The sequence below is a fragment of the Pseudovibrio sp. FO-BEG1 genome (assembly GCF_000236645.1).
Taxonomy (GTDB): Bacteria; Pseudomonadota; Alphaproteobacteria; order Rhizobiales; family Stappiaceae; genus Pseudovibrio.
This window is the reverse complement of record NC_016646.1, coordinates 253,740-266,603: the sequence shown is the minus strand read 5'-3', so window position 1 is coordinate 266,603 and position 12,864 is coordinate 253,740. Positions and strand designations below refer to the sequence as shown.

Below are 12,864 nucleotides of genomic sequence, written 5' to 3'. Positions count from 1 at the left end.
ACTATGAAACCCTTGATTAACGTCACGGATCTCAGCGTTTCCTTCTCCGGTGATGATGGGAAGGTAACCGCGTTGGACAACATCAGCTTTTCCATTCCCGAAGGAAAAACGGTGTGTTTGGTGGGGGAATCCGGTTGCGGAAAGTCCGTCACCGCAAAGGCGCTGCTGCGTATTCTGGACAATCATGCTGCCATTGAAAGCGGCAGGATAGAATACCAGCGCGCCGATGGAGATCTGTTGGATCTTGCCCAAGGCCCTGCAAAAGCTAAACATATTCGTGCCATTCAGGGCAACGAGATCTCCATGATCTATCAGGAGCCGATGACATCGCTGTCTCCGCTCTACACCATTGGCAACCAGATCGTTGAAGTGTTGCGTTGGCATACGAACCTGAGCTTTGAAGAAGCCAAGTTCCAGGCCATTGAGATGCTGCGACTGGTGGGCATTCCCTCTGCTGCAGATCGGTTTGACAGCTACACTTTCGAGCTTTCCGGCGGTATGCGCCAGCGAGCCATGATTGCGATGGCGCTGATTTGTAACCCGCGCCTGCTGATAGCCGATGAACCGACCACTGCGCTGGATGTGACCACACAAGCGATCATTCTGGACCTGATGCGCGATCTGCAAAAGACGCGCAACATGTCTATGTTGTTCATCACCCATGATCTGGGCGTGGTGGCAGATATCGCTGATGAAGTGGTCATCATGTATCTGGGCAATGTGGTGGAGCAGGGGCCTGTTGAACAGATCCTGACCAATCCTCAACACCCTTATACAAAAGGGCTTTTGGCTTCTCTGCCACATACGGACGGGAAACGACGCGCGCGTTTGAATGCCATTCCGGGTGTGGTGCCAAGCCTTCAGAACAGACCTAAAGGCTGTCCGTTTCAGGACCGTTGTGACCACTTTGTCACCGGCCTTTGTAATGAAAAACTACCGGAGCTTACTGCGATCAGTGGCGTGCAAAGCGTCCGCTGTCACGGGTTTGGGGCACAGGCTGATCTTGTCCCACTACATACGTCGACCTCCCAAGTTGATGACTGCCTGCATGCTCCAAACCCGGTAGACCGCTCACAAGCGCCTATTCTGGAACTGCAAAATGTGAGCAAACACTTCCCGATCCGATCTGGTTTCTTCAACCGCCAGACCGGAACAGTGCGCTCGCTCAACGATGTGTCACTGAAAATTTGGCGTGGGGAAACCCTTGGTCTTGTTGGGGAATCTGGTTGTGGCAAGTCCACTCTGGGGCAGACCATTATCGGCCTACATAAGGCAACGACTGGTAAGGTGATGTTCCGTCCTGAGGAGGAAGTGGTTGAGCTGACCGGCAAAACGGATAGCCAGCTGCGACCTTACTGGGCGGATATCCGCATGGTGTTTCAGGATCCCAACTCCTCGCTCAACCCGCGTATGGCGGTGTACGACATCATTGCCGAAGTGCTGCGTGTCGGGCAGGAGTTGAAGAGCACGAAAGATATTGAAAAGCGCGTGCTTGAAGTGATGGATAAGATCGGATTCTCAAAGGAGTTCTTGAAGCGTTATCCTCATGCCTTCAGTGGCGGCCAGCGTCAGCGCATCGGTATCGCCCGCGCTCTGGCGCCGTATCCAAAAGTGATTATTGCCGATGAAGCGGTGTCTGCACTGGATGTTTCCGTACAGGCGCAGATCCTTAACCTCTTGAAAGATCTGCAGGAAGAGCTGAACCTCACCTACCTGTTCATCAGCCACGACCTGAGTGTGGTGGCGCATATCAGTGACCGTGTTGCGGTTATGTATGCGGGCCGAATTGTGGAGCTGGCGGACACCGAGACGATCTTTAATGCCCCGCGGCACCCCTACACCGAAGCGTTGATGAGTGCCATTTTGGAGCCAGTGCCAAACGCGCATGCGGATGACACGCGCATCCGGCTGGAAGGCAACGTGCCAGACCCGGCAAACTTGCCGAAGGGCTGTCCGTTTGCGCCGAGATGTCGTTATGCCACAAGCATTTGTGAGAGTTCTGATCCATCGCTTGGTGAGATCAGCACGGACCATATGCTTGCTTGCCATCACCCTGATGTGGTGCAAAATACGCCCGCGGACCAATTGGAAGCGATGGCGGGGTAGCACCGATGGCAAGTATCCGTGATGTGGCAGAAAAGGCAGGCGTTTCAACGGCAACCGTTTCCCGGGTGTTGAATAAGGACGAGCGGGTGAAGGAAGAAACCCGCGCCAAGATTCAGGCTGTGATTGATGAGTTGGGGTATCGCCCCAACCGTCTGGCCACCTCTTTGCGCCGGCAGGATTCCAATCTGGTTGCGCTGTTTCTGGAAAACCAGAAATCCCCGTTTGCGACCATGCTCTATGCGTCCATCGAAAAGACGCTGCATGATGAGGGCTTCAAAGTCCTCTCCTGCTGCACACGGGGAGAAGCGGAGCGTGAACGCAAGTACACGCAGACCATGATCGAGATGCAGGTGGCGGGGGCAATCGTACGCCCCTCCAACTCAGCTGCCGAAACGCTGAAGAACGTTAAGCGCTTGCAAGCGAACGATATTCCGACAGTCTATGTCGATATTCTGCCCGGTCGTCGTTCTGAATCCTTTGTGGTTTGCGACAACACGGAAGGTGGGCGCATCGGTATGCGCTACCTGGTGGCGTTGGGGCATAAACATATCGGTGTGCTCGCCACCAAGGCAGACCATGACCCGCGCCGGGAGAGCGTGGGCAACCTGCGCATGCGTGGGCTGCTGGAAGTTGCCCGCGAATACCAGATTGAAAAGTCGGTGCATCTGCCGGAACCCAATGAGCGCAAACGGTATGATTTGGGGTATGCGACAGCCAACGAACTGTTGGATCAGAACCCTGAAATCACAGCGCTTTTTGCGATAACGGATACGGCAGCCATTGGTGCGATGCATGCGTGCTTTGACCGTGGTTTGCGCGTACCGGAGGATGTTTCCATTCTCGGGTACGATGGTATCCCGATCAGCAGCATCACCTCTCCGCAGCTCTCCACCATCCAGCAGCCAATTGCTGAGATGGGCGCGTCTGCGGCCCGCTATATCATTGAAAAGATACGCAATCCTTCCAGCAAGCGCCTGCATGAGACCAAGCCCGTTGAGTTGAAACAACGGCGTTCCGTTTCCCATCCCCGCAAGGGATCCCTTCCTCTTTCTACAAGCGCTGCCTAAAGCGCCAGCCTTCTTCCCGGACAAGAAGAACAAGGAGTTTCAATTGAATATTTCCGCAGCCCCTCTGTCTTTTTCTGAGGCAACATCAGCAGATATCGCAGAGCTGGTGAAGCAGCATGCGCCTGTTATCCGGTTTGATGACAAAGAACCTTTCCTCCCGTCTGCACTGGGATATACGCTTTACGATCAGGACGGTGTTTCCGTCTCAAGTGCCCAGAAAATAAAGCTAAACGGCGCTGCGCTTGCTATTGAGTATGCCATCTGGTGGGACTGGGATATCCAACACCTTTACGAGCTGGAGCACATCTGGGTGTACCTCTCCGAAGCGGGTGAAGTGGTGCGTGTAGAAGGCAGCGCCCATGGCTGTGCGGGGGAATTGAGCTCTTGGAACGGTCAGGTGCCGATGGAAGAAGGGCGTGTAACCCTTTATTCTGAACCAGGAAAACACGCTTTTGCGGCAAGTTCTGAAGCGCTGCGGTCCAACTTTGCGATAACGACCATTTGCTGTGGTGAGCGAGCAGGTTCCGGGACTATTCTAGTGCAGGATATGTTTGCCGCGGAGCTGGCAGATTTGAAGCCTTATGATCATCATGTCGCGCGTAAGTATATGGAATCAAAAGCTTTCAAGCCATCCTATCATTTCGATCAGATCTTCGATCTGCGCTCTGTTGAGATGATGCCTTGGGAAGAGCTGAAGGCTTCTATTCCATCTCGGGTTCGCGCTGTTGTGAAAGAGCTGCGCAGTGAGGCGAAAGGCGTGAAGGCGGTGTTCCTTGATAGCGGGGATACTTTGATTGACGAGAGCTCTCAGATTTTTGTTGAGGGGGAATTAGTGCTCTCGGCAGAGCCAATCCCGGGTGGGGACAAGCTAGTGGACTGGCTCAAGGAGCGCGGCTACATGGTGGCGCTGGTGGCTGATGGTCTGGTTGAGAGCTTTGAGAACGTCCATAAGGCTATGGATTTCTGGCATAAATTCGATGCGCGCTCCATCTCCGAAGCCGTGGGCTGCCATAAGCCCGATCCGCGTATGTTCCTTGAAGCGGTGAAGCTTCTGGGGCTTGAAGAACAGGACTATGCAGGCTGCGTCATGGTGGGGAATAACCTTGAACGTGATGTGGCAGGAGCGAACCGGTTGGGGATGAAATCTGTCTGGATCAACTGGACCCCGCGCTATCCAAAAGAACCTGCCAATCAGGATGAAGTGCCGGATTACACAATCGGCCTTCCGCACCAGCTTCTGGACGTGCTTGAAGAGATTGATGCTAAAGCATAAGGTCTTGCATTAACAGCATAATTTTGAATAACCGAAAGCCGCTGAAGCCATTTTCTGCGGCTTCTTGCATGAAATACCCCAAACGCTACATCATTGTTTTCATTGCAATTTTCGCCGCCTTTTTTCCGCTCAAGTGAGCGCCATGGACGGTACCGTGGTATTGAAAGTTGGTGTGCTCACCGGCCAGTGCCAGGCATTTGCCGACAGGTTCAGATAACACATTGAAATCATAAGGATTACAGCCGACTTTGGCGTAGGAGAAAGCGCCTTTGGTGAAAGGATCCTGCGACCAGCGGGTTGCGATGTAGTGACGGGGATCCGGCGTGTCTGCGCCAAACATAACACGCACCGCTTTCATAGCATCTTCAAGCATATAGTCGTGATCCATGGTCTCGATCATACGGGAATAGTTGCCGAAGCTGAGCGCGGTGAGTACGTTTGCGTCGATAAAGGGCTTATGATTGAGAAAATAATTCCAGCGGCCCTGCGTTTGCGTCATTAAGCCAAAATATTGAGTGTTTTCAGGCCAGTGCAGGTCGTCGAATTTCATTGCGACTTTTGTGACGTCTCCCATACCAACGCGTTCAATTGCGTTCCTATGTGTTTCGGGCAGCGGCGGGATGAACTCAATGTCCTCAGACTTGAGCACCCCGAGCGGTGCCGTGACAATCACAAAATCACTCTCAAAAATCTCCCGGTCGGTCTGTACGAACACGCCCGCGCGATCATGGTACGCGATGCGGCGGACAGGTTTGCGCGTGAGTATCGCGATACCATGGGTGAGCGGTTCCAAAAGCCGGTCGTACCCATCTACCAACACCACATCCTCGCCCTCGAACATGTCATCCTGACTGAAGTACATGGCTGAGAGCTCGTTGACCGGGCTGCCGGTGTCGAATTCGGTATAGGCGGAGGTCATCCACTTGAACACCGGATCGCGGGACATCTTCGGTGCAATATGTTCGAGCGCTTCAGAAAGGGGCATATCTTTCGTCATGCCGTTGCTGATCAGATTCAGCATCTCATAGTGCTCTTCACCCATCTTCGAGATCATCTCGTTGGAAACCGTCTGGCCGCGATGGTCATAGACGGTGAAGTTGGAGTCCTTGGTCACGAAGGTTTTTTGGCCCATCTGATCGGCAAGCTTCATGATGGGGTTATCATCCGGCCCGTGGATCCAACCAGCCCCTTCTTCGATGGGAACGCCAAGCGCGCGGTTGGTGCGGATGCGACCGCCAATTTTGTTGCTAGCCTCCAGCACGAGCACGGTGTAGCCCGCATCCATCAGATCACGGGCGGCGGTCAAACCGGCAATACCAGCGCCAACAATGATGACGCTTTTGCCACTGGAGGACACATTGGGCTTGTTCAGGTTCAGCTCAAATAAGCTGGCAACCACAATAGAAGATGCTGATGTCTTTAGGAAATTCCGGCGGCTAATGCTGCGTTTACGGGGAGGAATGACCATGGGAAACACTTTGGTTTGAAAGAGATGCGCCTGCAACCTTGAGGTGTTTTATCTCCACCCACAAGGGAAACTCAGGGACAGCCCTAACAAACCGAGAAAGCGTCGAGACACTTTCAAACCTCTCAGAAAACCCTACGTTTAATCGCATTCACGCAGCATGCATAAAATAACTGATGCACCTCGGAAATCTCAATCAGAACGACCTTTGCTCGACTGTTTTTCTCAAATGGCTCAGACGTTAAAGCAGCGCTTCATTTCCAAGCAGTCTTCATGCATAGTTTCTGAGTTACTCCATGCTGCAGAGATCGGACCATGTTGCCAAAGGCGCGTCTTATAGACCCTCTTTCCATTTCAGTGCCTGAACAGGTGCAGACAAAGCATTTGCAGATCTTGAAGCCCGCCGAGAACACAGCGGCGCAGCTCGCTGAAGCCCGCGCTGAAAGTTTTGATGAGCTTTTGCCGTGGTTTCACGAAGTGATGGGAGACAGGGAACAGGAAGCCAGCCAGAGTTGGCAGGCAACACAGCTGGGTGAGCAAATACGATTATTTGACCTGAGAGAGCGGCTGCCTTTCAGCATCTTTCATGATGATAAGTTCGTTGGCTTTATTGAGCTTTTGCCGATCTGGCGACGCGGTCAGTTTCGGCTGACTTACTGGATACGTTCTCAGTGGGCTCGGCGTGGGTACGGTTCTGAAGCCGTAAGCGCGATGGTCGTGGTTGCTTTTGATGCATTGTCAGCGCGTCTGGTATCCACCGGGCATGCTGAACCAAACGAAGGTAGCGCACGACTTGCCCGAAAACTGGGGTTCAAGGAATTTGCCCGAACCCCGCTTGCCTGCGAGCTGCCCGATGGTTCTCTCGTTTCTGGAGTGGCCTACGCGCTTCAAAATGCAGACCACCTGAGAGTTCCTGAAGTTCGCTGGAGCTAAAGTAGCTACTCCACCGAGAACTTCCCCTAGCTATGTCCCGTCAGTTCGCAGCATTCTTGCCAGAGGTGGGTGTTATTTTGCACCTTTAGGATCCACGAGAGCGGGATGCCTTTGTCGGCGTCCAGACCGTGGATGGCACCGAGCACTGTGCCGATGAGGATGGAACGTCCGGCGCTGTCGCCGCCTGCCAGAATGTTGGTCTCAATGGCTTCGCGATAAGATGCCGTATTCTTCAGAATGTGGAAGCTGAGTGGGACGCCCATTTCAAGGTGGCAGGCGCGGCCTGTGGTCTCGCCGTAGCTGACGGAGTCCGTTTCTGTTGCCTCCAGCGCGGCTTTCAGTTTGCCCTGAATGTCAGGATGTGAGCTATCAGTCGCTGCTGCCAAAGCGTCCTGCAGCTCTTCGCCATTGACCACGCGGTCCAGAAGGTCTGCAAACACAAAGCCGTAGGCGACAGATTCCTCGTTGTCGTTGGTGGAGCGGATGATGGCCTCCACCTGATCCTGCATCTGATCACTCTGGTCGTAGGCAAACAACACTGCTGGGATTTTGGAGAGGGCCGGGAGCTGATCGTCATCAACACCGGAAGGCGTCAGCTTCTCACTGGCGATGTTTTCCAGCGTGCCACGGGTTGGGCGGTCGATGTAACCGTTGTAGGTGCCGCCAGCACCGAAATGCGCGGCAAAAGCCTGCTGAAACTCTTCCATCTTCAGGTGCTTGTCGTGTGCCAGCAGGTGCTGAAGTGCCAGATGCAGGTTTTCACCGTATTGGGTGAACTGACCATCCTGCCGGTTGGCATGGGCGAAGTAGGCAGGCACGCCCTCAAAGTAGGATGGTGTCAGCGGAACAAAGGCAGCGGAATCGTGTTGCTCCTGCGTGACATGGTGAATGCGCTCAACATCATAAAGCCAGTGCAGCCCAAGTGACGCCGCATCCGCAACAAATGCACCAAGAAGGCTGTGGGCCTTAACCGCATGCTGGCTCATTCAATTCTCCAATCACTACTCAAATTTTGAAGAGATAATAGGCAGAGCTCCCGTCAACGAAAAGCCCCTGTAACCCGTTTGTGATTGATCTTCCTATGACTTTGCTAGTCCGCAGAGCAAAGAGCGCTCTTGCTGGAGAAATGGATGAAGGTCATCTCAGTGCCCTGATAATCGCCCGAGCTGGTATGATGAGAGTCGTTGGTGAGGACAGTGATGGCTTTGGTCCAGAAGCTCTGGGCGCCTGCGTTTTTGGGCAGGACACGCACTTGCCAATCGCCGGGGTGTTGTTGCAGGCAGGCTTTTAACGCGGCTTGTCCCAGTCCTTGCCGTTTAAATTTGCCAAGAATGAAGAACTGGCCCATGTCGATGAGATCGGCGTCATAAGGATAGCGCCGGACCAGCGCGAACCCTGCGATCTCGCCGTTGCTCATGATGAAATAGGGGTGATGATCTGCCTGCCGGAAGTAGGCAAGCACGATGTTCTCGTCAAACTCAAACCGACCTTCCTGGGAGATCGGCCAGTGCATGTATTTTGACATGTCATAGAGGTAGAGCTGAAACAGGTTCATCAGCGCAGACACATCGGCCTGTGTCATCGGTTTCAGTTCAATGGACATCGCTCTTCCCCCCCGGCGCGCAGCACTGCGCTTCCCTAGCATTGATGATGAAGGGACGTCGAGGGGTATTGGAGTTTAAACCGGTGTGACCTTGCAGACGATGGGGCGGGTTGGTTCCAGGAAGAGGACGCCTTCCGGCTCCACCTTGTCGGCGTTGAGGATGTCGATGTCGAACTTGCTGACGATGCGGGCGAGGATGAGGGTGCCTTGCAGAATGGCGGAGCTGGCGCCGGTGCACATGCGCAGGCCACGGCCAAACGGCAGAAAGCTCTTCATAATGATGTGCTGATCCTTGCGCATGTAGCGCTCCGGATCGAACCGATCCGGGTTGAACCAGTACTGTTTGTGCCGGTGCACGATCCATGGAGAAACGGTGATCTGCGTTCCTTCCTGCAAATCCAGCTTGCCCAGCTTGAGCGGCCTGCTGGCGCGGCGGGTCAGGTGTGGGATCGGCGGGTAAAGGCGCAGGATCTCGCGGAACACATTGCGGGTGTATCTAAGGCGGGAGAGCTGCTCAAAGTGAATGTCATCATGCCCGGCGACCTTGCGCACTTCTTCTCTGATCTTCTGCTTAGCCTCAGGGCACTGGGACAGCACAAAGAATGCCCACATCAGCACGGCGGCGGCAAGCTCCTGACTGTTCAGGATGGTGGTGACGTGGTCAATCAACTGCTTGCGGGTGAAGGGAATGTTGGTTTCAGGAGAACGGGCGATGAGGAACTTGTGCAGGAAACTGTGGTGGGAGAAGCTGTTGCTCTGGATGTTGCCATCAATGAGCATGCTCACCAGATAGCGCAGCTGCTGCGCGGCATACATGGCCGTTTGCGGCAGCTTGGGCAGTTGCCAGGCAACGCCTTGCTCAGCCGTTTCGCGGATCAGCTGAGAGATGCGCAGCTCAAAATCGCGGGCGTGGGAGTTGATCTCCTTGAATACGTCTTTGGGCAGCTCGTTGGAGAACAGCATGCGATACGCGATATCTGCATTGAGACGGCGAAGCAGCAAAGACAGGTCGATGACCCGGTTTTCGTTCTGAATTTCTTCGCAGTAATCGCTAAACCGGCCAATGGAATCCTGAATATGCTCAAAGTTGACCTGCTGCGTGCGCATGGTGCCGATGGGGCGGATCATGTCGCGCTGGTCCAGACAGCGGTTGTTGCTGGTTACGATCGGGTGGTCACCCAGCAATGGGCGCAGCAGCTCGATCATGCCTTCCGCTTTGACGAAGATTTCGGGCTTTTCTTCAAAAATAACGGAGATCAGATCAGGGTCGTTGACCAGATAGTTGGTGCGGTCAGAGGTAGAGATATCAACGACATCTGCTTTGTAAAGTTCTTCGGGAAGGTGCTTTAGGAGGTTTGTTTCAACGCCATCAAAATCCCCCGTACCTTCGGTGTAAGGGTGAGGTGCCGGGGGGCGATATAAGCTGTTGTTTGTATCCATAGAGCCTGACTCGATTGCATCATACTGGTCACATCGAGGGTCCTCGCGGGATTGACCCGATGGCGGAGTGTAGCCGCGGCCTTTTTAATAATTCGCTGAAATAAACTTCGGATCATATTGAAAATACAATGCAATTGCTGGTGGTCCTGAAGGGGCGGATGTAACCGTAAAACTGCATATCTGCCATGCAACGGGGTATCTTGACAGTTTGACTTGATTTCATATATTTTGAGTTCAAAATAAATAAGAGATAAGTGTATGAATGTTTCCCCACGAACCTATGGCTACCTGCTGCGGATCAGCATTTCCTTTTTTATGAGCCTGTTGATGTCCTTCGCCATGCTGGTTTTGAACCTCGGGTTCGTCGAAAACTTTATGGCCCTGTGGTTCAAGTCCTTTTCCGTCGCGTTTGCTCTGGCCGTGGTCATCAGCTCACTGGTCTTCCCGTTTGTGACTGTACTGCTGTCCAAAGTCGTGCGTGTATGCGACGAACCTGCTGAGCTGCACGAGGCACCAGAAGGCTGCTGATTGTGCGGCCATCAGTTCGGCAAGATGTACTCATCCTGCGTGGCAATAAATGCATCAAAGGTTTGCGAGTGGTAGACCTGAAAACAACCGTAGCTCTGTGAGACCTCTCCGCTTTTCATGATCCCGATGAACTTCTGTGCTTCCTGAAGCATGAGAACGACCGTTTCATAGTAGGGATCGTGTGTCATTTCTAACGTATACTCATCCTGCATAATCATGTAGTGGCCCTTGCCCGCGAAGGAAAACGCCCGCTTTGACAGCGCCAGATCATTGGCAAGCGAGCTGCCTGGATCGATGGCTATGAGGCAGGAGATCAGGGCAAAGTCTTTCAGAGAACTTCTGGCTACAGCAACGTTTGGATCCAGCTGATCAGCAGAGACAGCGCTGGCTGAGGGCAGAGCGAGGGAGAGAAAAACCAATAGCCGGAAAAGGTGTTTCATTCTCAAATCCTTTGGTTTCAGCCGCTGTTGAGCTATCGCAAACGTAACCAGAACCGGCGCAAAAGCGCTCTCACTTCCGCAAAACTATGCCGCCTAAACGAACTGTGATGCAAAAATAGCTGCTCTGCGTTTTTTGCATTTGCTTTGTGATGCATCAGAGTATACGTGCATTATTAATGTCGGTTGGCATTCAGAATTACTTTTCAGCACATTTCCTCCCTCTTCATTCGCTTTCTGGTTCGTCTCCGTAAGCGGATTTGTGCTGCTAGCAAGGACAAAAAATGGCTCAGTTCCTCAGCAAGCGAAACATGGGTATCGCGCTTACAATCCTGTCTACGCTCATCTTCGCGATGCAGGATGCGATCACCAAGCAGCTGGTGTCAGATCATCCGGTCTGGTTCATCATGATGGTGCGTTTCTGGGTTTTGCTGGCGATTGCTGTTGGTTGGGCCATGATCAGCGAGCAGGGGCTTTACAATGTGGTGCGCACAAAGCGCCCGGGCCTGCAAATCTTCCGCGGCCTCTTACTGTTTGCCGAAATCTGCCTGATTACCTTTGCCTTCAGCATGCTGGGGCTGGCGGATGTGACCGCAATCTTTCAGGCCCATCCGTTGATCGTGACTGGCCTTGCTGCTGTGTTTTTAGGTGAAACCGTTGGCTGGCGCCGCATTACGGCAATGGTGTGCGGCATGGCGGGCCTGCTGATCATGTTGCAGCCGGATGGCAACATTGGTGGATGGGGCGCTGTTGTGGCTTTGGCCGCGTCCGTCAGCTTTGCGCTCTACCAGCTGTTCACCCGCCTTGCGAGCCAGGATGACAGCGCGCTGACTTCTTTCCTTTACGTGGGCATTGTGGGCACGGTGCTTTCCACCATCATCGGCTCCCAGTACATGATGGCGTTTGATGAGGTGGAGTGGCTTCTGCTGCTTGGCATCTGTGCCACGGGAACCTCCGCGCATTTCCTGCTGATGAAGGCCCTTTCGCTGGCACAGGCAAGCGATATCCAGCCGTTCAACTATTTGCAGCTCGTCTGGTCCATCCCCATCGGTTTCATCGTGTTCGCTGATCTGCCGGTTTGGAGTACAATCCTTGGCGCGATCATCGTTGTTGGCGCAGGCCTGTTCTCGCTCTCCCGTCAGCGCATCCGCGATGCTGAAAAGGCAGCAGCTGACGAGCCGGAAGCGGCTGAGAAGGTGGCTGTCAGAGCTGACTAGAATGTGTTTGCAGGTTCTGCGATAGTTCGTGTAATCAGAGCTTAGAGCCTGTGGCCTCGCGCCAGAAAACGCAGAACCTCGCCATTGGTGGGCCAGCTGCGATATCGCGGGGCCCTGTCATCTGGCACAGGCATGCAGTCATTCTTGCCAAGGAAATGCGAGCCGACCAATTGCCCCGCTTTGCTGAAAAGCTCCAGATTGGTACGGAAGAGCGTTCGCCTCACAGGCACCACCGTCGTTTCCGCCAGCACCTTGCCCGCATCAATCCTCTGAATGCTCTCATGCAGGCTCACCGTAAAGGCCTGCTCATTTTCCATGATCGCATGAAAGACCGGATCCGGCCCTTTATAGATCGGCAGTTTGCCCGGGTGGATGTTGTAGGTCTTGCCCGCGAAGCGCTCATAGAATGCTGCATTCAGGATCTGCCCCAGATGTACTGTGAGGGTGATATCCGGCTGGCAGCTCTCTATGAAATCCAAAGTTTGTGGGGCACTTACATCCGTTGTGTGCAGGATAGGGCATTGCAGGCTGTGCGCCCAAACGCTCATGCTCTTCCATTTTGGGACGTGAGGTAGCCGGTAAGCAGGCTTGGTGATTGCACCCAGATAGCCTGCATATAGCGGACCAGAGCGCAGGATCAGATCTTTATAGGCCCGCCAGTCATCCCGTTTGCCAACGACAGAGGTACACTTCACCAATCCTGCGATCTTGATCTCAGGGTGAGCCAGCAATGAATGCAGGGCCGCATCTGTGTAGACACTCGCGTTGGAAATGAGACAGATCTGCACTGCACCC

The 12,864-nt window shown here is 53.7% G+C and carries 12 protein-coding genes; 6 read left to right on the top strand and 6 right to left on the bottom strand.

The features are described 5' to 3' along the window. Positions 1-3: 3 nt before the first annotated feature. From PSE_RS25820 to PSE_RS25810, 3 genes are read left to right on the top strand one after another with little or no spacing between them, the layout of a single operon-like run. Complete coding sequence (locus tag PSE_RS25820; protein WP_014290347.1) at positions 4-2,106, top strand: ABC transporter ATP-binding protein; 2,103 nt, start codon at positions 4-6, stop codon at positions 2,104-2,106. Positions 2,107-2,111: 5 nt separating this feature from the next. Further along, positions 2,112-3,173 (top strand): LacI family DNA-binding transcriptional regulator, encoded by a 1,062-nt coding sequence (locus tag PSE_RS25815; RefSeq protein WP_014290346.1) that lies wholly within the window; start codon positions 2,112-2,114, stop codon positions 3,171-3,173. Positions 3,174-3,216: 43 nt separating this feature from the next. Then, positions 3,217-4,446 carry an HAD family hydrolase gene (locus tag PSE_RS25810; RefSeq protein ID WP_014290345.1) on the top strand — a complete coding sequence of 410 codons (1,230 nt, stop codon included), beginning with the start codon at positions 3,217-3,219 and terminating at the stop codon, positions 4,444-4,446. An 85-nt stretch (positions 4,447-4,531) separates the two neighbouring features. Here PSE_RS25810 and PSE_RS25805 read toward each other — a convergent pair whose 3' ends face one another. Continuing rightward, positions 4,532-5,914, bottom strand: a complete 1,383-nt coding sequence (locus tag PSE_RS25805; protein ID WP_041769284.1) for an FAD-dependent oxidoreductase — start codon at positions 5,912-5,914, stop codon at positions 4,532-4,534. A gap of 312 nt (positions 5,915-6,226) precedes the next feature. Here PSE_RS25805 and PSE_RS25800 point away from each other — a divergent pair, with 312 nt between their 5' ends. After that, entirely contained in the window at positions 6,227-6,844 is a 618-nt protein-coding gene (locus tag PSE_RS25800; RefSeq protein WP_014290343.1) for a GNAT family N-acetyltransferase, read from the top strand. A gap of 26 nt (positions 6,845-6,870) precedes the next feature. On the opposite strand, the gene PSE_RS25795 is transcribed toward PSE_RS25800, so the two are convergent. From PSE_RS25795 to PSE_RS25785, 3 genes are all read right to left on the bottom strand, one after another. Next, on the bottom strand, positions 6,871-7,830 hold the full coding sequence (locus tag PSE_RS25795; RefSeq protein ID WP_014290342.1) for an ADP-ribosylglycohydrolase family protein: 960 nt from the start codon (positions 7,828-7,830) through the stop codon (positions 6,871-6,873). A gap of 104 nt (positions 7,831-7,934) precedes the next feature. Further along, positions 7,935-8,447 carry a GNAT family N-acetyltransferase gene (locus PSE_RS25790; protein WP_014290341.1) on the bottom strand — a complete coding sequence of 171 codons (513 nt, stop codon included), beginning with the start codon at positions 8,445-8,447 and terminating at the stop codon, positions 7,935-7,937. 75 nt (positions 8,448-8,522) lie between these two features. Next, complete coding sequence (locus PSE_RS25785) at positions 8,523-9,887, bottom strand: cytochrome P450 (RefSeq protein WP_014290340.1); 1,365 nt, start codon at positions 9,885-9,887, stop codon at positions 8,523-8,525. Positions 9,888-10,145: 258 nt separating this feature from the next. On the opposite strand from PSE_RS25785, the gene PSE_RS25780 reads away from it, so the two are divergent. After that, positions 10,146-10,415 carry a DUF2798 domain-containing protein gene (locus PSE_RS25780; RefSeq protein WP_014290339.1) on the top strand — a complete coding sequence of 90 codons (270 nt, stop codon included), beginning with the start codon at positions 10,146-10,148 and terminating at the stop codon, positions 10,413-10,415. 11 nt (positions 10,416-10,426) lie between these two features. Here PSE_RS25780 and PSE_RS25775 read toward each other — a convergent pair whose 3' ends face one another. Further along, the gene (locus PSE_RS25775) at positions 10,427-10,855 is read right to left on the bottom strand and encodes a hypothetical protein (protein ID WP_083841648.1); all 429 of its coding nucleotides are present in this window, start codon (positions 10,853-10,855) and stop codon (positions 10,427-10,429) included. Between the two features lie 281 nt (positions 10,856-11,136). Here PSE_RS25775 and PSE_RS25770 point away from each other — a divergent pair, with 281 nt between their 5' ends. Beyond that, positions 11,137-12,069, top strand: a complete 933-nt coding sequence (locus tag PSE_RS25770; RefSeq protein ID WP_014290336.1) for a DMT family transporter — start codon at positions 11,137-11,139, stop codon at positions 12,067-12,069. Between the two features lie 41 nt (positions 12,070-12,110). On the opposite strand, the gene PSE_RS25765 is transcribed toward PSE_RS25770, so the two are convergent. Next, the gene (locus PSE_RS25765; protein ID WP_014290335.1) at positions 12,111-12,857 is read right to left on the bottom strand and encodes a formyltransferase family protein; all 747 of its coding nucleotides are present in this window, start codon (positions 12,855-12,857) and stop codon (positions 12,111-12,113) included. Between the last annotated feature and the right edge of the window lie 7 nt (positions 12,858-12,864).